This is a genomic window from Synechococcales cyanobacterium CNB (assembly GCA_030263455.1).
In the GTDB taxonomy this organism is placed as follows: domain Bacteria; phylum Planctomycetota; class Phycisphaerae; order Phycisphaerales; family UBA1924; genus CAADGN01.
In genome coordinates this window covers 39,004-64,747 of record SZOZ01000006.1, presented here as the reverse complement: position 1 = coordinate 64,747, position 25,744 = coordinate 39,004, and the positions used below count along the sequence as shown (strand labels likewise).

Here is a 25,744-nt window from a genome sequence, read left to right as displayed (position 1 = left end):
GGTTCCATCGGGAGGGATCCATGCACCGCAGGTTCGACAGCACGTTCGAGTGGCTCGAAGCCGACGGTCGGGGCGGGTACGCGATGGGCTCGGCGACCGGCATCCGGACTCGCCGCTACCACTCGCTTCTCACCGTTGCCCTCGCGCCGCCGACCGGGCGAGTTCATCTCGTCAGGGGTGTCGAGGCGTTTCTGGAGACGCCCGATGGTCGGTGGGCGCTGACCTCGCAGGCGTATCCTGGCGTCGCCGCACACCCCGACGGCGCGTCCTGGCTTGCATCTTTCGAGCATGATCCGTGGCCGTGCTGGCAGTGGCGCCTGCCGAACGGCCTGATCGTCGAGCACGAGGTCGTCGTTGTGCATGAGCAGGATACGACACTGCTCACCTGGCGTTGCCCCGCCGCACCACCGGGATCGCGGCTTGTGGTGAGGCCGCTGCTGTGCGTCGCCTCGTTGCACGAGAGCCATCGCGAGAACGGGTATCTCGGCTTTTCGCCCAGCGTTGTCGGACCCGCCACGCTGCGCTGGGATCTCTACTTCGGCTCGCCGTCCCTCTTCATTGCTTCAAACGGACGTTACAGACACGATCCTGCCTGGTATCGGCAGTTTTTCTACGCCGAGGAGGCTGCCCGAGGTCTCGACGCCACCGAGGACCTTGCCTCGCCGGGCGAGTTCGAGCTTGCCGTCGATGGCGGTCGCGAGGGGGTCGTTGTACTCTCGGCGCATGTTCCCGCCTGCGAACCGTCAGCGACCGGGTCGGGCGTCGAGTTGTGCATGCGCGGGCTGCGCACCACGGAGGCCAACCGCCGTTCCCGATTTGCGTCGCCGCTGCACCGCGCGGCCGACGCGTACATCGTGCAGCGCGGCGAGGGCAGGACGATCGTGGCGGGCTACCCGTGGTTCGAGGACTGGGGGCGTGACACGTTCATCTCCATGCGCGGGCTTTGTCTTGCGACCGGTCGGCTCCGCGAAGCCGGCGAGATGCTCACCGAGTGGGCAGGCGCGGTGAGCGAGGGCATGCTTCCGAATCGCTTCCCGGACGGGGGCGGGACACCGGAGTACAACAGCGTGGACGCGTCGCTCTGGTATGTCGTCGCGGCGGGCGAGTTCCTGTCGAGAATCAACGGGAAGCGGAAGCGCTACCGCGAGATCGAGGCCGCGATCGAAGCGATCCTGTCCGGCTACGCGCGGGGGACGCGCTTCGGCATCCGTGCGGACACCGACGGCCTCCTGGCGGCGGGGGAGCCGGGCGTGCAACTCACCTGGATGGACGCGAAAGTCGGTGACTGGGTCGTGACGCCGCGCATCGGCAAACCCGTCGAGGTCCAGGCGCTGTGGATCAATGCGCTCTCGGTCGGTACGTTGTTCAACCCTGACTGGACGCCGCTGATGGATCGTGCCGTCGAGTCCTTCCCCCGGCGCTTCTGGAACCCCGACACCCGCAGCCTGTTCGATGTCGTCGACTGCGACCACCAGTTCGGTCGGTGCGACGCGTCGATCCGTCCGAACCAGATTCTCGCCGTCGGCGGCCTGCCTGTCGCGCTTCTGGACGGCGACAAGGCGCGGGCGGTCGTCGAGCGCGTCGAGCGCGATCTGCTGACGCCGCTCGGATTGCGGACACTTGCTCCCGGGTCGAGCGCCTACCGCACGCGCTACGAGGGCGGTCCGTTCGAGCGCGACGGGGCGTACCACCAGGGGACGGTCTGGCCGTGGCTGTGCGGTCCCTTCGTCGAGGCGTGGCTGCGAGTCTTCGGCGCATCCCCTGAGACGATTGAGGAAGCACGGCGCAGGTTCATCGAACCGCTCCGCGTGCACCTTGACGAAGGCGGCCTGGGGCACGTGAGCGAGATTCTCGACGCCGAGCCGCCGCGCCTGCCGCGCGGATGCCCGTTCCAGGCATGGTCGGTGGGCGAACTGATCCGGGCTGAGACGCTCCTTGACGAGAAGGCCCGTGCCAACCGGCGGCCTGCCGAGCAGGCGCCTGATGCGCTTCACGCGTTGGCGTGACGCCGACGGCGATGATGATGGGTAATGCGAGCGGAGCGTTGCGGCTCAGTTGCCCTGTTTGCGCATCGCCTGCTTGACCGCGTGCAGGAGCGACTGGGGAACGTCGGCGGGCGGGCGAGACTCGGGCGATCGCTGCCGCAGCTCGCCGACCAGTCCGATCGACGCGCGGTAGGAATCGAGATAGGCACGGCAATCGGGGCAGATGGCGAGGTGCGCTTCGAAGACCGCCCGCCGGTCGGCCGGCAGCTCGTTCTCGACGAAATCGTCGAGGAAGTCGATCAGTTCCCGGCAGGTCAGGTCGCTCACGATCCGAACTCCTCTTCGAGCAACTCACGGAGGGCCTGCCGTGCGCGGTGCAGGCGGACCTTGACAAGTCCTTGACTGATTCCGAGGGCGTCCGCCGCCTGTTCCGTGTTGAAGCCCGCGAGATCGCGGAGCATGAGGACCGTCCGGTAGGCGTCGGGTAACTGCTCCATCGCTTCGCGGACCTTCCGGCGGACCTCCTCCCGTTCGAGACTCGACACCCCGGACGCGTCCCACCGTGGTCCGGTTACATCGCGGTGCCCGTCCTGGTGGTATGTGGGCAGCATCGACTCGATCGGCCTCTCGCGCCGTCGGCAGCGGTCGCGGACGCGCTGGATGGCCGCGTTGGCGGCGATTCGTTTCACCCAGCCGGAGAAGGACTCGGGACGTTCAAGCGTGTCAAGCGAGCGCAGCGCACGAATCAGCGCGTCCTGCACCGCGTCCTGCGCCTCGTGCTCCGAGCCGGTCAGCGAGCGGCACAGCCCGATGAGCGACGCCCCGTACTCACGGACGAAGCGTTCGACGGCAGCGTCGTCGCCCGCTCGCAGCGCGGCGACCAGTTCGACATCGTGATCGGCCAGACCGACGCAGTCGGCATGCGGTTCCATCGTGCTGCCCCTGGGAAATCGAACCGCGCTCAGTCTTGCACCCCAGAGACGCGCCGCCAAGTGATCGGTAACCGACTCGTCTCGGGAAACGTCTTGACACGGTCGACGGGTTCGGCTCCCGTCAGGCCGTGAGATTCGCCATGCCAGCATCCCGGTTCATTGCTGTTCTCATTCTGGTCGGCGTGTCGATAGCGAGCTGCGCTACGCCGCCGCCAGGTCCCGATCTCGGCGTCATCTACAACGACGCTGCGCAGGGGGTCGGCAACGCCCGAAACCCGGTCGTCGTCATCCCCGGCATTCTCGGCTCCAAGCTCGTCGAGCAGGGATCGCGGACCCCCATCTGGGGTTCGTTCACGTACGGGGCCGCGGACCCAGACACGGCGGAGGGCGCTCGCCTCGTGGCTCTTCCGATGAGGCTCGGAGCGGCGCTTTCCGACCTGCGCGATACCGTCGAGGCGACCGAGGTGCTCGACACGCTCACGCTCGACGTGGCGCTTGTTCGCGGCGTCGAGCTCGGGGCGTATGCGGAGATTCTGCGGACCCTGGCGGCGGGCAAGTACCGCGACGCCGCGCTCGCACGCGGCATGGGCATCGATTACGCAGGCCTGCATTACACGTGCTTCCAGTTTGCCTACGACTGGCGGAGGGATGTCTCCGAGCAGGCCGCCGCGCTGCACGAACTCATCGTTGCCGCGCAGCACTCGGCAGGCGCGGCTCGAGGCACGAACGAACCTGTCAGGGTCGACGTGGTAGCGCACTCGATGGGAGGACTTGTTCTGCGGTATTACCTGCTCTACGGGCCGCGGCCGTTGCCGGAGGACGGGAGCGTTCCCGAACCGACGTGGGAAGGTGCGCGGCACGTGGAGAAGGCGATCCTCATCGGCACGCCGAACGCGGGATCGGTCCTGGCCCTCGAGCAACTCGTCGAGGGCGTGAACTACGCGGCGTTGATCACGCCAACGTACCGCCCCGCGGTGCTGGGCACGATGCCGGCGGTGTATCAGCTCATGCCGCGTGGTCGCCACGCGCGAGTCATCGAGATCGGTTCGGGGCGAGCGATCGACCCGACCGATCCGTGTGAGTGGGAGCGATTCGGCTGGGGCTTGGCCGACGAGCGGCAGGACGGCGTGCTTCGATGGCTGCTGCCGGATGTCTCGTCGCGCGAGGACAGGCGCACTGTCGCGCGTGACCACTTGGGCAAGTGCCTCGCGCGTGCGCGACAGTTTCATGCCGCGCTCGACGCGCCCGCGCCGAGGCCGCCGCCCGGCTGTTCGATCCTGCTGATCGCGGGCGATGCGCACGCGACGCCGGACGTGCTCGGTGTCGATCCGCGGACCGGGCGTGTGCGCGTGCTCTCATCCGGCCCGGGCGACGGCACCGTCACACGCTCGAGTGCGCTGATGGACGAGCGCGTCGGGTCCGGCTATGTGCCGCGTCTGCGGACACCGATCCCGTGGTCATCCGTCGTCTTCCTCTCCTCTGATCATCTCGGGCTGACGCGAGACCCCGCGTTCAGCAACCTTGTGCTGTACTCGCTGCTCGAGGAGCCGCGCGGCGGTGAGCCATCTGTTTCTCTTCCGCGAACCGCGATCGACTCGATGCACTGAAAGGATCGGCCATGCACATCGTTACCCTGTTTCTGATCGCGGCCGGGGCGTACCTCGCGGTCGGCCTGCTCTTCGCTGCCGCATTCGTCTCGGTAGGCATCTCGGAGGTGGATCGCGCGGCCGACGACGGGCCGATCGGCTTCCGCCTGCTGATCGTCCCAGGGGCGGCGGCGCTCTGGCCTTACCTTGCGATCCGGTGGCGCGACGCGAGACGCGGAAGGACCGCGTCGTGACGCCCGCTCAGCGACGGGTTCACGCTTTGGTGTGGCTTGTGCTTGGCCCGATCGTCATCGGCGGGCTTGTCGCGGTAATCGCGTTCCGCCCGACCGCGCCGGGCTCACGTGCGGTTTCCGAGGCGACGGGAGAGGCGCCGTGAGCGCGGGGTATCGGGCCATCCAGTGGAACCGCCACAAGCGGGTCTACGACTGCGTGCTGTCGTCCGCAGCGGTCACCTACATCATCGTTTTCGTGGGCTTGGGGATCCTGCTTCACTCGCCGCCGCGGCAGATCAGCCTGCCGATCCTGCTGATGCGGGCGCTGGGCACGCTGGCGATCCTCCTCCTGCACGTGATTCTCGCCATCGGACCGCTCGCTCGCCTCGACGACCGCTTCGCTCCCTTTCTCTACAACCGGCGCCACCTCGGCGTCTCATTCTTCCTCGTCGCGCTCATGCACGCCGTCGTTGCGACCGTCTACTACGGCGGCTCCGGGGTGCGGTTCCCGGTGTCGGCGCTCGTCGCTGGGACCGGTTCCTTCGCTTCCCTGAGCGGCTTTCCGTTCGAACTGCTGGGCCTGCTCGCGCTTCTCATCTTCTTCCTCATGGCGGCAACGAGCCACGACTTCTGGCTGGCGAACCTCTCGCCGCGTGTGTGGAAGCGGATGCACATGCTCGTCTACCTCGGCTATGCGTTCGTGCTGTTTCACGTCGCGCTCGGCGCGCTCCAGTCCGAGCGGAGCCCCGTCTTTGCCGTCACGCTGGTGATCGGGGCGGTGGCTCTTGTGGTCCTGCACGCTACGGCCGGCGTGCGCGAATGGCGGAAGGACGCGCGGGGCGTCGAGGCGAGCGCCGCGAACGGCTGGGTCGACGCGGGCGACGTGGGGGACATCCCTGAGAACGGCGCGAAGGTTGTCTGTCTCAAGGGTCGAGGCCGCGTCGCGGTGTTTCGCTCCGGCGGCACGGTTTCGGCCGTCTCGAACGAGTGCGCTCACCAAGGGGGGCCTCTCGGCGAGGGCAGGATCATCGACGGCTGCATCACCTGCCCGTGGCATGGGTACCAGTACTTGCCGGGCAACGGGCAAAGCCCACCCCCCTTCACGGAGCGAATTCCGACCTACGAGGTGCGCCTGCACGGTCGCCGGATCATGTTGAACCCCGAGGCGCTGGCCCCCGGGACTCCGGTCAAGCCGGCGGTGATTCCGGCGCACCTCGCGGGAGGCAATCCATGACAGTCGGCCCCGAGTCCCGCGGGTTCTATGTCGGCTATCGCTCACTACCCCGGCGCCATGCCGTGTTTCTCGCCCTGATGGTGCCCCCGCTTGCGTTGAGCGTTGCGCTCTTCGCGGCCGCGATCACCGCGCTGCAACGCGACCCCGGCACTGGCGAGTGGCAGGCGGGTCTCGCCCAGCGCTGGGAGGGAACGCTGATCGCCGACCCATACCCGATGCTGTTCACGGAGGCCGGGGAGGAGTACCTCCTGGTAGAAGTGGGCAAGCGAGGCCCGCGATCAGATATCGGCGTGCACCGTGGTCGGCGTGTTCGCGTCGAAGGCTGGCTGCTTGAACGGGACGGGCGCCGGATGATCGAGTTGGCGCCCGAGTCCGGGGCGATCACGCCGCTTGCGGGCGGACCGCGACGGGTTCCCGAGCACGAGGGTCTGGGGTCCGTCGCGTTGCGCGGCGAGATCGTGGACAGCAAGTGCTATCTCGGGGCCATGAAACCGGGGGATGGAAAGGCACACAAGGCCTGCGCCACGCTCTGCGTCGAGGGAGGCATCCCGCCGATGCTCGTCGCGACCGGCCCTGATGGAACGTTGCGTTTCATCCTGCTCACAGACTCCGCGAGATCCCGTGCAAACGCGCTCGTCCTGCCGTTCATCGCCGAACCTGTAGAAGTCGAGGGAACCCTCGCGCGAACCGGCTCGACGCTCTCGCTCGCGGTCGAACGCGTCCGGCGGATCAGCGAGTGACGGCGCGTTCACCGCTCGACGGCGATATCGGTCAGGTTCTCGGCGTTCCATGCCCCACCGAAGCTCGGCTCCCAGTAGTAGCGCACGAAGGCGTTTGCGGAGGAGTAACCGAAGACGTTGAGGCTGCTGTTCGAGCCTGCCATGCCGGTGAGCGGCGGTCCGATGACGGGCGTGCCGACAGGGACGGTATCGGAGAGCGAGGTGATGGCCCAGCCGTCATCGACGCGTGCGGGTGACCACCAGTAGACGATGATTTCGCCGGTGTCCTTGTCCGCGCCGACGACGTTGAGGCCGTCCCAGGTCGAGACATAACTGGAGACAGTGGCTGGATCGAGGAGCGCACCGTTGGTCTCGGCGGTGAGGTCGCTCTGGACCCACTGTCCGCCGAACGAAGGCACCCACCAGGTCACCTTGATGTGCCCATCCTGGCCGACACCGGCGATATTGATGCCCTGCCAGGAGGTGAGGTAGACGGTGAGTCCGCCGACGAGCGGCTCAGCGCCGTAGAGCGTTGTCAGGTCATTGACCGTCCACGCCGAGAGTCCCGGCGCCCACCAGACGGACCAGATCGCACCGTCGGCGTCGAGGCCGACGACGTTCAGTCCGCCCCAGGCGGTTGAGAAGGAGATCAGCCCGGAGTAGTCGGGCGTGGGCAGCCCGGCGGGCTCGAGGGACTTGGTGGAGATGTTTTCGAAGCTCCACCGGAAGCCGCTTGCGTCATGCGCTCCGTTCTGGAAGTAACGGGCGACGTGGCCGTCGGCGGTCAGGCCGGTAAGGTGGACGGTGTCGTCCGGGGCGACCATGACGCCGAGTTCGGCGGCGATCGCGACACCGCCGAATGCCTCGGTGGTGAGGTTGCGGAAGCTCCAGGTGCCGTCGGCCGCGCCGGTGTAGAGGACGAGGCCCTGCGCCGAGATCGCCGCGGCGTAGGCCCGGCTGTCCTTCGGGTCGATCCAGGCGACGGTCTTGCCGGTGATGTTCGGTCCGCCGGCGACGCGGACGAGATCGACCTCGAACCAGGTTCCGTCGTGCCCCAGTTCGTAGATGACGGAGCGATCGAACTGGTTGGTCGCGGGAACGACGATGACGGGGGCGGATGGGGGCGTATTTCCCCCGCCGTCTCCCGGCGCGGCCCTGGTGCCGACGGCGAAGACCGGGACGGAGGTGGAGCCGAACTCCGTGCTCTGGCCGATGATGGTTCGACCGTCCGGGCCGATGACGAGCCTGAACTCTGCCTTGGTGTCGCGTTCTTCGAGAACGAGGGTGGAGCCTGAGACTCGCCAGAACCCTCGTTCGAGTGCGTCGCGCTTGCCGTCGTCGTACTCGTCGAGGTCGTAGATCTTGTAGTCGCCGTCGTCTTCGAGGTCGAGGAAGAGCTGTCGGAAATCGATCCCGCCGCCGTTGGTGTTGCCGTAGGCGAGTAGATAGCCGCCGATCATGGTGCTGAAGGTCTGTGATCCGTCGGCGACGACGGCGGCGCCGAGCGTGACGGCGCCGTCGCCGGCGCGCATGTCTGCCCAGACGAGGACGCCGCCGGCGGCGGAGAGGTAGGCGTATTCCTGCCGGGCGGTTCGCAGGACGCCGTCGGCGGACACGGTGTCGATGTTGCTCGACGAGTGTGGGAGCGTGCCGTAACTGGCGCTCCAGTCGAAGCGTCCGTCACCGACGGTGAGCCGCCCCGTGGAGCTGAAGAACCGTGTCGGCATGGATCCGCTGTTGTACCCGATGGCGGTGTAGCGGTAGGACTCCTCGAAGTTGGTCTGCTTGGCGGCGCGGTTGTGGTCGAGGAGGAGTTCGAGTTCCTTGCTGGACGTGCCGTACTCGCCGTACCACCAGCCGAGGGAATAGCCGTCGCCGCTCAGGAAGCGGGCGCCGTTGGATTCGGCGAGCGAGCCGAGCAGCCCGCGATCGGGCGTCCGTTGAAAGCGCCCGTCCGAGAGGTTGGTGATGCTGTTGTAGAGGATGTTGCCGTCGCGCTGGCGGTCGTTGGCGCCGCTGACGTAAACGTCGCCGGACGCCGTGAACTCGGGGCTGAGCACGCTCTCCTGCGCGAAGGTGCGGCCGACAAGCACCGGCCCCGACGCGCCGTAGATGAATCCGACACCCGCGAAGTCGGTGGCGAACAGGACGCGGGATTCGAGAGACTCCAGCGAGAATCTGGCGGTCATGGTTCGCTCCGTGGGGACGGCGCACAAGCGTTCGGATCGATGACGTGCGGTCTTGCTCTGTGGGTCGAGCGCCCCGGATCATCCACGGGGCACGGCCCGCCCGACGCGGTCAGCGTGCGTGTACGACCGCCCGGCATCCGGCCACGATCATACGGCGCTCGAGGCGGGGCGGATTCACGGCGGGCAAGAACGAAAAAACGGGCCGCCCGCGCGGGGCGACCCGTCGTGTGGTTGCACGTTGCGCCGCGGCGGGCGCGCTTCGTTCAGGCCACGAGATCCTTGAGGCCCTTCATCGGGCGCACCTTGACGACGTTGCGTGCCGGCTTGGCCTTGAACATCGTCTCCTCGCCGGTGAAGGGGTTGATGCCCTTGCGGGCCTTGGTCGCGGGCTTGCGCTGCACGAGAACCTTCATCAGGCCGGGCACAACGACGACGCCGGGCCCCTTCTTGCTGAGGTCGGCCTCGATGAGGCTCGACAGGCCGTTGAACAGCGCGACGGCCTGCTTCTTGCTGATCCCGGCCTGATCCGCGAGGACCGAGTAGACCTCGCTCTTGGTGCGTGTCTTGCTCGCCGCGGTGATCTTCGCCGGTTTCTTCGCCGCGGGAGCGCTCGCCGACTTCCGTGCAGCCTTCTTCGCTTTCTTCGCCATAGGTGGACTCCGTAACCTCCTGTTTGTGTCCGAACGATTCGGCCAACGAATCCGCGGGTTGTAACGCGGCCAGAACCGTTCGGCAAGTGGCTCCGGGGCAAAAAAACCGAAAAAACCAGCGGTTGTGGAGAATTCTTCGCTTCCGCCGACTCGGTGGGGGGACCGACGTGGTCCACGTTCATACCGTCGAACCGGCCGAAAACAGCCCCTCCGGAAGGGGGTTGTGCCGCCGGACTACCGTTGCCGCATGACGGATTCACGAGACCACGCCGGTTCATCCGCCCCCGTGATCGCGGTTACTCGACGCATTCCCGGGGCGATCCGCGTCGAGGGCGCGGAGGTTCGTATCGCGGGGGACAAGGTCTTGTCGCCCAGCGAGTTGCGCGATTTCGCCCGGGATGCCTCGATCCTGGTCACCATGTACACGGACCGCGTGGACGAGGCGCTGCTTGAAGCGGCGGGGCCGCGGTTGCGCGGGGTCTGCAACTTCGCGGTAGGCGTGGACAACTTCGACTTCGGGGCGTGTCGGCGGCGTGGCGTCGTCGTGACGAACACCCCCGACGCGGTCACCGAAGGCACCGCCGACATGGCCTGGGCCTTGGCGCTCGCCGCGGCCCGGAGGGTGGTCGAGGGGGATCGGTTCGCACGGTCGGGCGATTGGAAGCGCCACGGACCGCTGGGCATGGCCGAGTTCATGGGTCTGGATTTCACGGGCCGGACCCTGCTGATCGTCGGAGCTGGCCGGATCGGGTTCGCGACTGCGCTTCGCTCCCGGGGCTGGGGGATGCGCGTCCTGTACGTCGCCCGGTCGCGTCACTGGGAGTTCGAACTCGCCCCGCTCGCCGCCCAGCGGGTTTCGCTCGAAGACGGGCTTGCGAAGGCGGACCTCGTGAGCGTTCACGTGCCGTTGACGCCAGAGACCCGGCACATCATCGACGCTCGTGCGATCGGGCTGATGAAGCCCACCGCGATCCTCGTGAACACCGCCCGCGGCCCGGTGGTGGACGAGGCCGCGCTGGCGTCCGCCTTGAAGGAACGCCGGATTTGGGGGGCGGGGCTTGACGTTTTCGAGCGAGAGCCGGAGGTGCATCCCGACCTGCCGGGCCTGGACAACGTGGTGATGACGCCGCACCTGGGCAGCGCGGCCGTCCGGTACCGCGAGATGATGACGGAGATGGTCGCTGAGAACGCGCGGGCGATCCTGGCGGGGCGTGAGCCGCCGAACCGGGTGTGTTGATCGCTATCTGCGGGGGGTTCGGGTCGAGAAGTGCAGTTCCAGGTATCGCGCGACGTAGTCCACGATCGACTCAGCCTCCGGGATGTCGGGGTTGCTTGTCGCGCCGAGCGGTTCGAAGCGCATGCCTTTGAACCGCACGACCGCCTCTTCGACCGACAGGCCGTGCTGGATGGCGAGGCTGAACGCCCGGCAGAAGGCCTGCGCCATGCCTGAGAGGGCGGTACCCTCCTTGGAAATCTTGAGGAAGATCTCGCCCGGCCGCCCGTCCGGGTAGAGGCCGATGGTCAGGTACCCCTCGTGGCGGTCAACGCGGAACTTGTGGGTGACAGAATCCCGCGTCGTCGGCAGCGCAGCGCGTGTGGCGATCATCGGGGAGGGTTCCTCGTGCTTGCGGGGAGGCTGACCGGCCATTACGACACCGTAGCCTGCCGGTCGCCGGTTCCGCAGCCTCTGGGCCGGGTCGATATCGGCCCCGTTTGGGACCGCCGTTCAGTTATTGACGCAAGGGGTGCCTTTCTCTTGCCCAGCGGGGTTGCTCCGAGGCCGGGTAGGGTCGATACTTCCCTGCCGTGTCTCGGGCTGCCCAGCATCAACACGACGCCTCCCCCCTGCGAGGGGCAACCATCGGGCTGCCGGTCCTGATGCTCGTCGCGCTGGCGATGAGCCTCGCCACGGCAGCGGTGGAGGCCACCGGTTCAGGCCGCCCCGCGGCGCGAATCGAGTTGCGCGGATTGGTCGATGGTGGCTCGGTGGGGCAGGCGACTTTCGCCGTTCGTGCCGGCGCCATGGCCGGGGGCACGCAGCCACTTCCCGCGGGGGGGGCCGCTTGTGGAACGCCGATCTGGCACGATGCGGACACGCCGACGTGTCGCCGGTGGCTGGTTCTGACGCAGCTCGACCTGCCGCCACCCGCGTCTGCCTGAGCCGCCGTCGCGTCGGCGCATTCGTGCCGCGCCCGTTTCTCCACATTCACGAACCACCGCAGGGGTACGACCCCGACAACCACGCTTGACCGCGGTGTCGCCCGAACTTGGGCCGACAATCGGCGTGTCAGAAGCAGAAAGAGAACGCATCATGCCTGCACAGCAGGGCATTCCGATCGTCGGCCCGATCCTGAACCGCATCATCGGCACGCGCAACGAGCGTTTCGTGCGCAAGTACACAGCCCGGGTCGAGGCCATCAATGGGATGGAGGGGGACATCACCCGTCTCTCGGACGAGCAACTCCGGGCGAAGACGGCCGAACTGCGCGAGCGCGTCGCCAAGGGCGCGAAGGCCGACGACGTTCTCGTCGAGGCGTTCGCGGTTGCGCGCGAGGCGATGGACCGTGCCGTCGGCATCCGCAACATCCTGAACCCGGCGCACGGCTTCGACCCGTCGAGCCTTCCGGCGGCGGTGCGCTCGACCTACGACCGCGTGAAGTCCGAGGCGGATGCCCTGCCGCTTGTCATCCCGAAGACGTGCGTGGTGGAGCCGGGCAAGCCGACGCCGCAGGGTGAGCCGGACGAGAAGGACGAGTTCCTTGGCTGCGTGGAGCCGGTGCCGGGCTGGGCGCGGGTCGAGATTCCGGTCGAGTTGTACCGGGCCGTGCGGGACCTGTACCCCGAGAGCAAGCCGCCGTTCCGGGCCAGGCCGTTCGACGTGCAGTTGATCGGCGGCATGGTGCTGAGCCAGGGCAAGATCGCGGAGATGAAGACGGGCGAGGGGAAGACGATCGTCGCGCCGCTGGCGACGTACCTCGCCTGTCTCCAGCGGTTCCAGGTGCACGTCGTGACGGTGAACGATTACCTGGTGCAGCGTGACCGCGACTGGACGTTCCCGTTCTTTCACGCCCTCGGGCTGACGGTGGGCGCGATCCACCCGATGCACATCCAGCCCGAGGACCTGAAACGCTGGATGTACCGGTGCAACGTGGTCTACGGCACGACGGCCGAGTTCGGATTCGATTACCTGCGTGACAACATGAAGCGGTCGGTGGATCAGCAGGTGCAGCGCAAGCGTCAGTTCGCGATCGTGGACGAGGTTGATTCGATCCTGATCGACGAGGCCCGCACGCCGCTGATCATCTCCGGGGCTGCGCACGAGGAGCAGCCCCGCTACGAGCTCGCCGACCGTCTGGCGCGCCACCTCGTGGAGAAGCACAAGCCCTGGGCGGAGGCGGATGCCGAGGTGCAGCGGTGCAAGGAGCGGATCAAGGGGCTGGAGGGGGACATCCGGCAGGTGCGGGACCGCGGGCGCATCCCCGACCTGCAGAAGCAGCTCGCGGCCGCGAAGCGGGAGCTGCCCGAACTGGAGCGCCGGCGCGACAAGTTCACGCAGTACTACGACGCCCAGATGGACCGCAAGCAGTGCCACCTGACGCACGACGGCATCGCGGAGGCGCAGCGTGCGGCGGGGGTCGGGTCGTTCTACGTCGATGAGAACATGGACGTGCCGCACCTGCTGGAGAACGCGCTGCGGGCGCACGTGATCTATCAGCGTGACCGCGACTACGTGGTGCTCGACGTGCCGGATCGGTTTACGGGACGGTCGGAGCCGAGCATCGTGATCGTGGACGTGAACACGGGCCGGCCGATGGTGGGTCGGCAGTGGTCGGACGGGCTGCACCAGGCGGTGGAGATCAAGGAGCGCGTCCCTGTGAAACAGGAGACGCAGACGATCGCGACGGTGACGATCCAGAACTTCTTCAAGATGTACCGGCGTCTGTCGGGGATGACGGGCACGGCCGACACCGAGGCGCAGGAGTTCCACGACATCTACAAGCTCGACGTGGTGAGCATCCCCACGAACAAGCCGGTGATCCGGCGGGACTACGACGACCTGGTCTTCCTGCGGGTGCGCGACAAGTGGGAAACGATCGTGGACGAGATCAAGGCGTTCCACGACGTTGGGCGGCCCATCCTCGTCGGCACGACCAGCGTGGAGAAGAGCGAGACGCTGGGCAAGATGCTCGCCCGCAAGCACCAGATCAGGCATGAAATCCTCAATGCGAAGCAGCACGAGCGCGAAGCCCACGTCATCGCCGAAGCCGGCTCGCTCGGCGCGGTGATGATCGCCACGAACATGGCGGGGCGCGGCACGGACATCCGCCTGGGCCGGTTCAACCGGGAACAACTCCTCGACCACTGGCTCCGGCGGGGCATCTGCTCGCGTGAACTCACCGTGAACGCGAGCGAGGAGGAGCTGCGTGGGAACGTCTACCGCAAGATCGCGCCCCAGGAGCTCGGGCTGAAGAAGCGTGAGGCCGAGGAGATGCCTTTCGCGGAACTGGAGCTGCGCCTGCTTCGCCACTGGGCGGAGAAGCACACCTGGATGGGGGCCAGGAAGGCGGAGACTGCCTCAGCCGACGAGCTGCGTGCCGAGCTTGACGCGACTGGTCGTTGCCTTCTGCACCGCATCCGCTGGTTCGAGGACGTCGAGGACATGGGTGGGCTGCACGTCATCGGCACGGAGCGTCACGAGAGCCGGCGCATCGACAACCAGTTGCGAGGGCGTTCAGGCCGCCAGGGGGACAACGGCTCGAGCCGATTCTTCGTGTCGCTCGAGGACGACCTGATGAAAATGTTCGCGGGCGAGACGACCATGCGCATCCTGTCTCGGCTTGGCATGAAGGAGGGCGACGCCATCGAGCACCCGATGCTCTCCAAGAGCGTTGAGCGCGCCCAGCGCAAGGTCGAGGAGCGCAACTTCCAGGTCCGCAAGAACATCCTCGAGTACGACGAGGTGATGGAGCACCAGCGGCAGTACTTCTACGGGCTGAGGCAGCGCGTGCTCGAGGGGCGCGACGTGCGCGGTCTGATCTTCGAGTACATCGAGGAGTCCGTCGATGACGCCTGTGCCGAATACCTGGACCCGGGCTACCCCGCCGAGTGCGTCGCGGAGTTCGCCCGCGAACGGCTCGACTGCTCCGTCCCCCCCGAGCGGCTCCGCGGCAAGGACGCGGACGAGATGGACGCTGTCGTTCGTCGCATCGCCGCCGAGGAAGTTCGCCACATGATCGACGTGACGCTCGGCGAGTACATGCCGGTCGAAGGCTCGGAGGTCAGCGTCGATTTCGACTCCGCCGGCCTGATCAACTGGGCGAAGTCGCGGTTTGGCGTCGAGCTGGACGCGGCCGAACTCCGTGAGGGCGGGGCCCAGGAGCGACGCGCCGTGTACGAGCGGCTCTGCCAGGCCGCGGAGCGGCGCATCGAGCAGGCGGACCTCTCGGGGATCGCGCAGTTCGTCGAGTCTGACTACGGCGTGCGCCGTCTCTCGGATTGGGTGAAGAACAAGTTCGGGTTCGAGATCGGTGCCGAAGCGTTGCGCGAAGCGATCGAGGACGAGGAACGCACACCGCAGATGCTCATCATGGAGCAGGCTGAGAAGCTCTACGAACGCCGGGAGGTCGAGTACCCCGTGGACTTCATGATGCAGCTGACGATGAACGCGGCGCGGCAGTCGCCGACCGAGGCGCTGCGCCAGCTGGCGGACTGGGCGAACCGGCGCTTCGGCCTGAACTGGACGGAGGAGCGCGTCCGAACGACACCGCCGCAGCGCATCCGGGGTGAACTGCTCGAGGCCTCGCAGCGTTTCGTGCGTGAGCGGGTGATTGAGAGGGAGATCGAAGCCGCCCTCGCCTGCCCGGACGACGCCGCTCTCGATCGGCACCTGTCCGAGCGATTCGGCGTCGGCCTGCCGGACCGGCTGCGATACCTCGAACCATCTGAGCGACCCGACGCGGTCCGCGCCCGCGTCGAGAACCTGCTCCGTGCCGAGTTGCTCTACCTCGAACGCACGATCCTGCTCGAGATCTTCGACGGCGCGTGGAAGGACCATCTCTACGCGATGGACCAGCTCCGCGACGCGATCGGGTTCAGGGCGTTCAGCCAGCGCGATCCGCGCATCGAGTACAAGCGAGAAGGTTCACGCCTCTTCCAGGACATGAACGAGGGCATCCGGGACCGCGTCACGGACTACGTCTTCAAGGCTCGGCTGATGCCGAGCGGTGGTCCCGGCGGTCCGGGCGGCGGTGGGGGGGGGGGCATGGGTGCGCCGGCGCCGGGCCAGCCGCTGCGCCCTGCCGTTCGGCCGGTTCCCGCGCCTCCGAGCCGCCCGGCTGGAGCGCCCCCGATGACACCCGTGGGCGGTTCGATCATGGGGCCGGGTCTCGACGCGCGACCGATGGCCCAGCCCGCCGCTTCGGTGCCGCCGAAGCCCGAGGATGGCACCGCCCGGGACGGGAAGGACAAGGCCCCGCCGACTGTGACGGACGAGTCCGCGCGGGCGGCTCTCGCTGCGGACCGAAAGGAGCCTCGCAAGCGATAGTCCTTCCGGAAGAGGGCCGCGAGGCGGAACGGATCGCGCCGGGGCGGCGTATGTCTGGGAGAGGGCGAGGCCGAGGGGTTATGCTTCGCCCATGCACCGCTTCGGCGGCACGCTACGGAGATGCGGCATGACGGCAACACACGGAATCATCCCGATGCAACGCTCGGCCTTCACGCTCGTGGAGATGCTCGTCGTTGTGGCGATTCTCGCCCTGCTCGTCGGCCTGACCGTGACGGTCGGCACCAAGATGACGAACTCGAGCCGAGCATCGGCGACGGCGAACACCATCCGCGTGCTCGACAACTCGCTCGCCGAGTGGATCGCGTCCGAGGGACAGATCCCCGCGTCACAACTCCCGCCACCGGCGGGCATCACCGGACGGGCCTCCATCCCGATGGTCGATGGGCGGCCGGACAACGCCAAGGAAGACGACCCCGCGAATCCGACGGTTACGCTGTACACGGCGTTGGTGATGCAGTCAGCTGCCGTCGCACCCGCGCTGCAGTCGCTGGACACGAAGTATGCCAAGCCGACGGTGGTTGACTTTGGGGTCAGCGGGGCGCCGACGGCCTACAAGGCCCTGAACGTCGTCGATGCCTGGGAACGCCCGATCCGCTTCGTTCATCCCGCCTACCACGGCGGATACGGAGATTACTACAACGACAAGAACGTCAAGGTCAGCCGAGCGAACATGAGCGTGAAAGTCGATGGAACGCCGGTCGCGCTCAACTTCAGGCGGTCCTACCGACCGTGGAGCGCGACCGATCCGCTGCGCACCTCGAAGTGGGTCGGAGACGCGGACGAGGGCATCTGCCCCGGTGGCCGTCCGTACTTCTACTCCGCGGGTCAGGACGGCGACCCCGGCACCCGCTCGGACAACGTCTACACGGTCGAGCCGCAGTACCCTGCGGAGACGGCCCGATTCAAGTAACGCCTCCGACCTGTTTCCCTGTATCAGCCGGAGCGTCAGGACAGCCCTGCCGGCCGTGCTTCCTGCCGGTCCGTGAAGGGGGCTATACTCGGCGGCATCGGCGAGCGATCATCCATCGCCTGCCGGAGGACAAACGGGACCACGGGGTGTAGCGCAGCTTGGTAGCGCGTCTCGTTCGGGACGAGAAGGTCGGAGGTTCAAATCCTCTCACCCCGATTGCCGCATAAGGCCCGCAGGTCAAGGACTTGCGGGGCTTTTGTTTTTGAGAGGTTGAACGCTCGCTCTTTGCACAAGCTCTCGGCGTAACGGCAGTCCCGCCCGGCGATGATGAATCCGGCGCCTCCATCGCGTAGCATTCATCACATGAGCCCCCGCGACACGATCGGCACGATCCTGGATATCCATGCGATGATCAACGGGTTTATCATCGCGGCAGTCGAAGACGTTCCGGAATCCCGCATGACCGAGCAGCCGGGCACGATCGTCAACCACCCGGCGTGGACGCTGTCGCATCTCAATGCGTACGCAGGAGTACTGCTGTCGACACTCGACGACCCGAGCGTGCCGACGGCAGATGCCGAGATGGAGCGGTTCGGGTATGGCACCACGCCCGTGCCTGACCGTGCTGCCTACGCGACGAAGCGCGAACTGCTTGACCGGTTCGGAGACCGGAACGCGCGCCTAGCCGCGGTCGTTGCGGCGAAGCACCCGGACTACTTCCCGAGACCATCGCCGGAGAAGTTTCACCCTTACTCGCCGACCATCGGGCACATCGCCATCACGCTGCTTGTAGCACACCCGCCGCATCACCTGGGCCAGCTGAAGCAGTGGCGCAGCGCCGCCGGAATCGCCGAAAGGGCTTGACGGCGGGTGGAGTGACGAGCGAGACGTTTTCCAGCGAACGCGCCGTGAACGTGCCGATTTCATCGGACGGATAGCGGAAGCAGAGGATCGCGAAAGCTCCGGAGTTCGAGCGTCAACACCCGAACGCTCTCGAAGAAAAGTTCTCTTGGTATACTGGAACCCTGATTTGATGCACCGGCATGGGGATTCGTGTTGGGTATAATCCCGATATGACGGTCAAAGAGATCCTCGCGCAACTCGAGGCTCTGGGTGACAAGGCTCGGCGAAGGCACAACGCGAACGCCGGCGCTCCGGAGAACCAGTTCGGCGTAAAGATGGGCGACATCCGCGCGTTGGCGAAGAAGATCAAGTCCGATCACGACCTCGCGCTCAAACTCTGGGAGACGGGCAACGTCGAGGCGCAGTTTCTGGCCACGCTCATCATCAAGCCCGGATCGCTTTCCGCGGGCGAACTCGACAGGCTGACGCGCACCGTTGCCTTCTCGTACGTCGCGGACTGGCTGAACACCCATGTCGTGAAGGATCACCCTGCGAATGAAGCGCTGCGTGTGAAGTGGATGGCGGACAAGGATCGGTGGGCAGCCCGAGCCGGCTGGCAGCTCACCGCCGGCGTGGTGAGCGCGAAGGCCGAGGGGCTTGACCTGCCAGCACTGCTGGATCGGATCGAGCGTGAGATGCCCAGCGCCGCGCCGGAGGTGCAGTGGACGATGAACAACACGCTCGCGGCGATCGGCATCCACCACGCCGAACACCGGGAACGCGCGATCGCCATCGGCAGGGCGATCGGGCTGTACCGAGACTGGCCGGTCTCGAAGGGATGCACGCCGCCGTATGTGCCTGTGTGGGTCGAGGAGATGGTGAAGCGGAAGCGGTGAGGCCCCGTCTTCCAGCACGACGGTCCTGTCGGCCACGGCGTGTATCATGGCGAACGGGAACCCGAACGCCGACCGCGCAGCGCGAGAGCGCTCATGCGATCGTGAACGAGAATGATCGAGCCGATGGGAGAAGGCGGAGCACGATACGGGCGTGGAATCCAGCGTCGCCGTGGCTTGCGTCCCGGCGCGTTCGCGTTCGTGCTGGCGTTGGGGTGCTTTGCGCTTTCCTGCGGCACCGCGGTTGCGCAGCCTGCCGCCGGGGCGGAAGGTCAGGGGCCGGTCCGTGCGCCGGAGTGGGATGCCCTGTTCGTGCGCACGATCGGCTGGACCGGCGCGGACGGCGCCGCGAGCGTGGTTCTCTCTCCCGGCCGTGTGTTATGGCTCTTCGGCGACACCTGGATCGGGCCTGTACGGGACAATCGGCACACGGAAGGGTCGGTGATGGTGAACAACACGATCGCCGTTCACCAAGCCGAGCAAATGAGCGAGGCGCCGGAACGGGCTGAGTTTTTCTGGGATGAATCGGGCATCCGGCCTGCCTCGTGGGCGACGCCGGAGCAGCCTAGCGAGTGGTTCTGGCCGGCGGGCGGGGGGCTTGTCGTGCGCGATGGCGGCGAGCCGCGGCTGCTCGTGTTCATGACGAGACTCTCACGGCGCGACGAGCCGGACAGCGTCTGGAACTTCACATGTCGCGGCAGCACGCTGCTGACGATCAAGAATCCCGACGACGATCCGTCGAAGTGGCGGGTCGTTCAATCCACGCTGACGTCGATCGCGGCCGAAGCGCCGTTGGAACGCACTTGGGGAACGGCAGTGGTGCCCGATCCCGAGGATGCGGCCTCTCTGCTCGTCTTCGGGATCGATGGGACGGAGCCGCTCAACAAGCGAGCGCTGCTTGCCCGCGCGCCGGTCTCGTCGGTCGATCGGTTCGAGACGTGGAGTTTTCGTACAGCGGACGGATGGTCGGGTGTGCCGGGCGAGGCGGTCTCTGTCTCCGGGAACGTCGCGAGCGAGGTCTCGATCCACGAGATCAGCGATCGATTTTCGGGGAAGCATTTCGTCATGATCTACAGCGAGCCGCCGCTGGGCGCGGGCATCATGGCCCGCACCGCGTTGCGGCCGGAAGGGCCGTGGTCCGAACCTGTTCGGCTCTACGAGTGCCCGGAGCCGGGATTGGATCCGAGGAACCTGGTCTACAGCGCGAAAGCGCACCCGCACCTATCGCGCGAAGGTGAGTTGCTGGTTTCGTACTGCGTGAACAGCACGGACTTCCGGCACATGGCAGCGAATGCCGATCTGTACCTGCCGCGATTCGTGCGGGTGCCGCTGGCGCACCTTCCCGTTCCGTTCGGCGAGTGAGCGAGCTACGATGGTGCATGAGCACGCGCGCCTATGCCGCCCGGTCCGCCACTTCGCCGCTCGGTCCGCACACGATTGTTCGGCGTGTGCCGATGTCGAGCGACGTGGCGATCGACATCCTGTTCTGCGGCGTGTGCCATTCTGATCTTCACATTGCGCGTAACGAGTGGGGCTTTACCGTGTATCCGGTGGTGCCTGGGCACGAGATTCTCGGGCGCGTGACGGCGATCGGCGGCGCGGTGAAGAAGTTCAAGGTGGGCGACCTCGCCGCGGTGGGGTGCCTCGTGGACTCGTGCCGAACGTGCTCGAGTTGTCGGCTGGGGCTGGAGCAGTTCTGCCTGGCGGGGTCGGTGTTCACGTATAACGGGCCGGACAAGCACTCTGGCGGCGTGACCTACGGCGGGTACTCGGAGTCGATCGTCGTGGACGAGGCGTTCACGCTGAAAGTTCCGGGGAACCTCGAGCCTGCGTCGGCCGCGCCGCTGCTGTGCGCCGGGATCACGACCTACTCGCCGCTGCGTCGTTGGAACGCGACGAAGGGGCGGAAAGTGGGCATCGTCGGCCTCGGTGGCCTCGGACACATGGGCGTGAAGTTCGCGCGCGCGTTCGGGGCGCACACGGTGCTGTTCACGACTTCTCCCGGCAAGGCGGAGGACGGGCGGCGCCTTGGGGCTGATGAGGTCGTCATCTCGAAGGACAAGGACGCCATGGCGAAGCACGCCGGCTCCTTCGACATGATCCTCGACACGGTGTCGGCAGATCACGACATCAACGCCTACCTGTCGCTGCTGAAACTGGATGGGACGCTGGTGTTGGTGGGGGTGCCGGCGCAGCCGCTCGCGTTGTCGGCGATGGGGCTGCTCATGCCTCGGCGCCAGATCGCCGGCTCGCTGATCGGCGGGATCGCGGAGACGCAGGAGATGCTGGATTTCTGCGGTCGCCACGGCGTGGCGTGCGACGTCGAGATCATCCCGATCCAGCGGATCAACGAGGCGTACGAGCGGATGCTCCGCGGCGACGTGAAGTACCGCTTCGTGATCGACATGGCGTCGCTGAAACAGTGAACACCCCAGGGGCGCGCGGAACCGGGGACGCGTCGGGCGTCCCCGGTTGGTCACGCCTTGCGGCCCCTCGCTGGCGGATCAGCCCTTGAGCGCGCTGAGCGGAGCGCCGAAGTTGATGTGGAAGGGCGCGCCGTCCACGACCAGCGCGGGGACGGACTTGACGCCCGCTTTCTCGGCCTCGGCGATCCGATTCTTCTGCTGCCCGAGGTGGACGATCTCGACCTTGAAGCGTCCCCGGTCGAGCGACTCGGCGATGGTGCGCTCGGCCTGAACGCAAACCGGGCAACCGGCGTGGTAGAACGTTGCGGTTTTCATGGTGTTCTCCTGTCTCTCACACGTCACGATTCGGGCAGGACCGGGAGCGGACCGTCCGCACCGAGAGGCCTGCCTCGGATAAACAGCTGCCAGAGCCGGTGGCGATCGGCTACGCCGGCGGCCGAGTGGTCGCGGCAGTCGAGCCGCAGGTCAGCATCGCCGATGGGGGTATTGACGAACGCGCAATGATGGGGTCGCTCGCGATCAGCGTGAGCGTTGGGACGGAAGTACGTGCATGACGGGCACATGCGCGACAGGGGGATCAGTCCGTCCTCCTGAAGCGAGCGGATCATCTTCACGAGACCACGCACGAACACGGCACGCTCGTCGGCGTCGAGCGAGTCGATAGCCCGCAGCAGGAAGTCGGGCCACTGGGTGGCCTGTTTGGCTGCCCGTCGGCCCGAGGCGGTGAGTCGCACGAGCACCACCCGGCCGTCCTCCTTCGATCTCGATCGCGTGACGAAGCCCTTGCGTTCCAAGGCGGCTACGGCGTCGCTGACGGTTGGTTGCGATACCGCCAGTTCAGCGGCTAGGGTGGAGATCGGCGTGTCGTTGTGCCGACGGGCTTCGAGCAGGGCGAGTACTTGGGACTGGGTTGGGGTGAGTCCGCTCCGGCCCGCCTCGGCCCAGGCGTGGTGGCGAAGCACGAGGCCGATCTTGACAAGCCCGGCGGTGAGGTGATGTTCCTGGTTCCCGAGCACGGTTCGGCCTCAATAGGTAGGAGTCCTATACAATATCCGTCGGCTTCCACGAGTCAAGCATCCGTGGGGCGGCTCTGCAGCCGTGTGCGGGGCGGAGCGATCGTTCCTGCCGACCCGTGGGGTTCGGGCACCCCTAGGCTGTTGTGATGGAGCCGACGCGAAAGGCTGTGCCGACGCCTCCGTTGCGCAGACATGCAGCGTTGCAACCGCTGTCGCGTGAGCACATGAGCGGGTTGATTCAGGCCCGGAGCCTGCTCCGAGCGTCCCGCGATGGCCCGGGAGCCGGAGCCAGAGCGGTGGAAGCGTTCATGCGTGTCTGGCGTGCCGAGGTCAGCGAGCACTTCGATGACGAGGAGCGGCTTCTCATCCCGCTCATCTCGGATGCCGCGTCACGAGATCGACTGCTGCGCGAGCACGCGGAGATTCGCGCGGTGGTCGAGGAGTGCGGAAACGATCCCGTGGGCGCGGGAAGGCAGCCTGCGCTGCTGGCCAGGCTCGGATCACTCCTGCACGATCACATCCGCTGGGAAGAGCGCGTGCTGTTCGAGGCGATCCAGCGCGATCATCCCCAGGCGCTGACATCCCTGCTTGGGGAGGCGGTCGAGATCGAGCGTGTGCGTCCCGGGGCGCGTCGCCGTCGCGCGATTGACGACGGGGGAGGGTCGGGAGTGGAGGGTCGAACGCCATGAGCGAAGGGCGTGTGCGTGAGGCCCCGTCGGACCGGTTTGACGCGCCGTTCCTTGAGTTTGACCTCAGGGCTGAGATCGCCGCATTGCGCGCCGAATCCGCGCCGGCACGGCATGGTCATCGTCAGAAGACGCTCTACAAGAGCGGCAGGCGGACGATCGCGCTCTTCGTGATGAAGGAGGGCTCGGCGTTGCCTGAGCACGCCGCTGACGGCACGGTCAGCATCCAGGCGATCGAGGGCACGATCCGCGTCGGGATGGAGTTGGGGAGCCGTCTTCTGAGCGCTGGTCGTTTGATGGTTCTCAGGCCCGGTCTGCGACACAGCGTGGTGGCCGAGACTGACGCGGCCTTCCTGCTGCAGGTCTCGCTCGGCATGTGATTCTTGCGGTGTGGTCAGGCGTCCGGGCGCCGGGGTGTGCCTTGCCATCGCAGGCGGAGGGAGTTTGCGATGACGGAGACGGAACTGAAGCTCATCGCGGCGGCGGCGATCATGGGACTGAGGAGGACGCCGAAGACGGGGTAGAAAACGCCTGCGGCGATCGGGACGCCCGCGGCGTTGTAGACGAAGGCGAAGAAGAGGTTCTGGCGGATATTTCGCATGGCGGCGCGGCTGAGGTCGAGCGCGCGGACGAGGCCGTTCAGGTCGCCGCCGACGAGCGTGATGCCTGCGCTCTCGATGGCGACTCCCGCGCCCGTTCCCATCGCGACGCCGACGTCGGCCTGGGCGAGGGCGGGCGCGTCGTTGACGCCGTCACCCGCCATGGCGACGCGGCGGCCCTCGGACTGGAGCCTGCGGAGAATGTCGGCCTTCTGGTCCGGGAGCGCCTCGGCCTCGACGCGGTCGATGCCGAGCGAGGCGGCGATGGCCTCGGCGGTCGTGCGGTTGTCTCCCGTCAGCATGACGACGGTCAGGCCGCGGGCGTGCAGGGCGTCGATCGCGTTGCGAGTGGTCGCCTTGATCGGGTCCGTGACGACGAGCAGCGCGACGAGCCGACGGTCGATCGCCGCGAACGTGGCCGTGGCGCCTTCGCGTCGGGCGCGGTCCGCGGCCTGAACCAGTGAGCCGGTGTCAACCCCCTCGTCTTGCATCAGCGCGGGCGAACCGATGGCGACGCGCGACCCGTCAACGGTGGAGACGATGCCCTTGCCCGTCACGCTCTCGAAATCGGACGCGCTGAGCCGGGCACCGGTCCGCTCGTCCAGCCCCGCGACGATCGCCTCAGCCAATGGATGCTCGCTGCCTCGCTCGGCGGCGGCGAGGAGGGCATGGGTGCGTTCGGGGTCGTGGCCCGGGATGAGTTCGACCGAGACAAGTCGCGGTCTGCCCTCGGTGAGTGTGCCGGTCTTATCGACGACGACGGTGTCAACCTTCTCCAGGGCCTGGAGGGCGGCGGCATTCTTGATGAGGACGCCCTGCCGAGCGCCGACACCCGCGGCGACCATGATGGACATGGGGGTAGCGAGGCCGAGGGCGCAGGGGCAGGCGATGATGAGCACGGACACGGCGGCAACGAGCGCATAGGTGAACGACGGCGATGGGCCAACGAGCAGCCAGACGACGAACGCGATGACGGCGATGGCAACGACAACAGGGACGAACCACGCGGCGACAGCATCGGCGACGCGCTGGATGGGAGCACGCGACCGCTGGGCCTCCGCGACCATTTGCACGATCTGGGCGAGCGTTGTCTCCGCGCCGACGCGGGCGACGCGCATCACGAACGAGCCTGTGCGGTTGAGCGTGCCGCCTGTGACCTCGTCTCCCTCGGACTTTTCGACGGGGATCGGCTCGCCGGTGAGCATGGATTCATCGACCGTGCTTCGGCCTTCGAGCACGACGCCGTCGATCGGCACGCGGTCGCCCGGTCGGACACGGACGCGGTCGCCGGGCACGAGGTGCTCGACCGGGATTTCGTTCTCGGAGCCGTCGTCGGCGAGGCGCCGGGCCGTTTCGGGGGCGAGCTGCAGCAGTTCGCGGATCGCGCCGCCGGTCCGGCGTCGGGCGCGGAGTTCCATCACCTGACCGAGGAGGACGAGCGAGACGATGACCGCGGCGGCCTCGAAGTAGGCGCCGACGCGGCCGGAATCGGACCGGAAGGAAGGAGGGAACAACCCGGGCGCGATCGTGGCGACGACGCTGTATGCGAACGCGATCGAGACGCCGATCGAGATGAGTGTCCACATGTTGGGGCTTGCCGCGACGATCGAGCGGACGCCCCGGACATAGAATGGCCACGCGCACCAGAGCGCGACCGGGAAGGTGAGCAGGAGTTCCGCCCATTGAGCCGCGGCAGGCCCGATCGCGGAATGGAAGCGACTTCCGAGAAGCATGTGTCCCATTGCGAGGAGCACGACCGGCGCCGTGAGAACGGTTGCGATCCAGAAACGCCGCGTCATGTCGCGCAGTTCGCTGTCGTCCGGTTCGGCGGCGGCGTCGAGCGGTTCGAGGGCCATGCCGCACTTGGGGCAGTCGCCGGGGCCGATCTGGCGCACCTCCGGGTGCATGGGACAGGTGTAGATGGCGTCGGGACGTGCGGCGTCGGGGGGGGTGGGGCGTGCGCTGTGGTGTGAGCAGCACGAGGCGGCGCTGTCCGCGGGGCCGTTCGCGTAGCGGGCGGGGTCGGCGCGGAACTTCGCGGCACAGTGCGTGCTGCAGAAGAGGATGATCGTGCCGTCGTGCGTGATGGAGGCTGCCTCACGGCCGGGCGTGACTTTCATGCCGCAGACCGGGTCGATGTGAGGCTCCGGGTCTGTGAGCACGTTGAGTTGCACGTGTGGTCGTTCCCTCGCCGCGTTGCCGACCCAAGGGTAGGGCGGATTCCGAGGCGTTCGCGGGGTGTCGAGCGTGGAGCGGGGCGAGACCGGCATCCGCCGCT

General features: G+C 67.2%; 23 protein-coding genes and 1 tRNA gene. 16 read left to right on the top strand and 8 right to left on the bottom strand.

Features of this window, described 5'->3' with window-relative positions; all coding sequences use genetic code 11:
* Positions 1–20 precede the first annotated feature (20 nt).
* Positions 21–2,006, top strand: coding sequence for a glycogen debranching protein (locus FBT69_07505; protein ID MDL1904639.1), 1,986 nt, complete (start codon positions 21–23; stop codon positions 2,004–2,006).
* Positions 2,007–2,051: 45 nt separating this feature from the next.
* Here the strand turns inward: FBT69_07505 and FBT69_07500 are convergent, their stop codons facing one another.
* Positions 2,052–2,315, bottom strand: coding sequence for an anti-sigma factor (locus tag FBT69_07500; GenBank protein ID MDL1904638.1), 264 nt, complete (start codon positions 2,313–2,315; stop codon positions 2,052–2,054).
* Positions 2,309–3,067 carry an RNA polymerase sigma factor gene (locus FBT69_07495; GenBank protein MDL1904637.1) on the bottom strand — a complete coding sequence of 253 codons (759 nt, stop codon included), beginning with the start codon at positions 3,065–3,067 and terminating at the stop codon, positions 2,309–2,311. Before FBT69_07495 ends, FBT69_07500 begins: the two co-directional genes overlap by 7 nt.
* Between FBT69_07495 and FBT69_07490 the strand changes: the two genes are divergently transcribed.
* From FBT69_07490 to FBT69_07475, 4 genes are all read left to right on the top strand, one after another.
* A complete protein-coding gene (locus FBT69_07490; protein ID MDL1904636.1) occupies positions 3,058–4,524 on the top strand; it encodes a hypothetical protein in 1,467 nt (488 codons plus the stop codon). The two genes, FBT69_07495 and FBT69_07490, sit on opposite strands and share 10 nt — an antisense overlap.
* Positions 4,525–4,535: 11 nt before the next feature.
* Positions 4,536–4,757: a hypothetical protein gene (locus FBT69_07485; GenBank protein ID MDL1904635.1), complete on the top strand. Its 222-nt coding sequence runs from the start codon at positions 4,536–4,538 to the stop codon at positions 4,755–4,757.
* Positions 4,758–4,896: 139 nt separating this feature from the next.
* Entirely contained in the window at positions 4,897–5,970 is a 1,074-nt protein-coding gene (locus FBT69_07480; GenBank protein MDL1904634.1) for a Rieske 2Fe-2S domain-containing protein, read from the top strand.
* Positions 5,967–6,710: a hypothetical protein gene (locus FBT69_07475; protein MDL1904633.1), complete on the top strand. Its 744-nt coding sequence runs from the start codon at positions 5,967–5,969 to the stop codon at positions 6,708–6,710. Before FBT69_07480 ends, FBT69_07475 begins: the two co-directional genes overlap by 4 nt.
* An 8-nt stretch (positions 6,711–6,718) precedes the next feature.
* On the opposite strand, the gene FBT69_07470 is transcribed toward FBT69_07475, so the two are convergent.
* Both FBT69_07470 and FBT69_07465 read right to left on the bottom strand, forming a co-directional pair.
* The gene (locus tag FBT69_07470; protein MDL1904632.1) at positions 6,719–8,878 is read right to left on the bottom strand and encodes a hypothetical protein; all 2,160 of its coding nucleotides are present in this window, start codon (positions 8,876–8,878) and stop codon (positions 6,719–6,721) included.
* Between the two features lie 263 nt (positions 8,879–9,141).
* Positions 9,142–9,528, bottom strand: coding sequence for a hypothetical protein (locus FBT69_07465; protein MDL1904631.1), 387 nt, complete (start codon positions 9,526–9,528; stop codon positions 9,142–9,144).
* A 247-nt stretch (positions 9,529–9,775) separates the two neighbouring features.
* Between FBT69_07465 and FBT69_07460 the strand changes: the two genes are divergently transcribed.
* Entirely contained in the window at positions 9,776–10,765 is a 990-nt protein-coding gene (locus FBT69_07460; protein MDL1904630.1) for a D-glycerate dehydrogenase, read from the top strand.
* Between the two features lie 3 nt (positions 10,766–10,768).
* Here the strand turns inward: FBT69_07460 and FBT69_07455 are convergent, their stop codons facing one another.
* Entirely contained in the window at positions 10,769–11,134 is a 366-nt protein-coding gene (locus tag FBT69_07455; protein ID MDL1904629.1) for a hypothetical protein, read from the bottom strand.
* 200 nt (positions 11,135–11,334) lie between these two features.
* On the opposite strand from FBT69_07455, the gene FBT69_07450 reads away from it, so the two are divergent.
* The 8 genes from FBT69_07450 to FBT69_07415 all read left to right on the top strand — a co-directional run bounded on the left by FBT69_07450 (position 11,335) and on the right by FBT69_07415 (position 21,165).
* Positions 11,335–11,688 (top strand): hypothetical protein, encoded by a 354-nt coding sequence (locus tag FBT69_07450; GenBank protein MDL1904628.1) that lies wholly within the window; start codon positions 11,335–11,337, stop codon positions 11,686–11,688.
* A gap of 151 nt (positions 11,689–11,839) precedes the next feature.
* Entirely contained in the window at positions 11,840–16,072 is a 4,233-nt protein-coding gene (gene secA, locus FBT69_07445; GenBank protein MDL1904627.1) for a preprotein translocase subunit SecA, read from the top strand.
* A 91-nt stretch (positions 16,073–16,163) separates the two neighbouring features.
* Positions 16,164–17,003: a prepilin-type N-terminal cleavage/methylation domain-containing protein gene (locus tag FBT69_07440; GenBank protein MDL1904626.1), complete on the top strand. Its 840-nt coding sequence runs from the start codon at positions 16,164–16,166 to the stop codon at positions 17,001–17,003.
* 142 nt (positions 17,004–17,145) lie between these two features.
* Positions 17,146–17,219: transfer RNA gene (locus FBT69_07435), tRNA-Pro, on the top strand.
* Positions 17,220–17,327: 108 nt separating this feature from the next.
* A complete protein-coding gene (locus FBT69_07430) occupies positions 17,328–17,867 on the top strand; it encodes a DinB family protein (protein MDL1904625.1) in 540 nt (179 codons plus the stop codon).
* Between the two features lie 209 nt (positions 17,868–18,076).
* Complete coding sequence (locus tag FBT69_07425; protein ID MDL1904624.1) at positions 18,077–18,742, top strand: DNA alkylation repair protein; 666 nt, start codon at positions 18,077–18,079, stop codon at positions 18,740–18,742.
* Between the two features lie 111 nt (positions 18,743–18,853).
* Positions 18,854–20,101, top strand: coding sequence for a DUF5005 domain-containing protein (locus tag FBT69_07420; GenBank protein MDL1904623.1), 1,248 nt, complete (start codon positions 18,854–18,856; stop codon positions 20,099–20,101).
* A gap of 17 nt (positions 20,102–20,118) precedes the next feature.
* Positions 20,119–21,165: an NAD(P)-dependent alcohol dehydrogenase gene (locus FBT69_07415; protein ID MDL1904622.1), complete on the top strand. Its 1,047-nt coding sequence runs from the start codon at positions 20,119–20,121 to the stop codon at positions 21,163–21,165.
* A gap of 78 nt (positions 21,166–21,243) precedes the next feature.
* Here FBT69_07415 and FBT69_07410 read toward each other — a convergent pair whose 3' ends face one another.
* Both FBT69_07410 and FBT69_07405 read right to left on the bottom strand, forming a co-directional pair.
* Positions 21,244–21,480: a thioredoxin family protein gene (locus FBT69_07410; protein MDL1904621.1), complete on the bottom strand. Its 237-nt coding sequence runs from the start codon at positions 21,478–21,480 to the stop codon at positions 21,244–21,246.
* A 23-nt stretch (positions 21,481–21,503) separates the two neighbouring features.
* Positions 21,504–22,181 (bottom strand): winged helix-turn-helix transcriptional regulator, encoded by a 678-nt coding sequence (locus FBT69_07405; protein ID MDL1904620.1) that lies wholly within the window; start codon positions 22,179–22,181, stop codon positions 21,504–21,506.
* A gap of 146 nt (positions 22,182–22,327) precedes the next feature.
* On the opposite strand from FBT69_07405, the gene FBT69_07400 reads away from it, so the two are divergent.
* The gene (locus FBT69_07400; protein ID MDL1904619.1) at positions 22,328–22,870 is read left to right on the top strand and encodes a hemerythrin domain-containing protein; all 543 of its coding nucleotides are present in this window, start codon (positions 22,328–22,330) and stop codon (positions 22,868–22,870) included.
* Positions 22,867–23,247, top strand: a complete 381-nt coding sequence (locus FBT69_07395) for a hypothetical protein (protein ID MDL1904618.1) — start codon at positions 22,867–22,869, stop codon at positions 23,245–23,247. The genes FBT69_07400 and FBT69_07395 overlap by 4 nt, the downstream gene beginning before the upstream one ends.
* A gap of 14 nt (positions 23,248–23,261) precedes the next feature.
* On the opposite strand, the gene FBT69_07390 is transcribed toward FBT69_07395, so the two are convergent.
* Positions 23,262–25,736, bottom strand: coding sequence for a heavy metal translocating P-type ATPase (locus tag FBT69_07390; protein ID MDL1904617.1), 2,475 nt, complete (start codon positions 25,734–25,736; stop codon positions 23,262–23,264).
* Between the last annotated feature and the right edge of the window lie 8 nt (positions 25,737–25,744).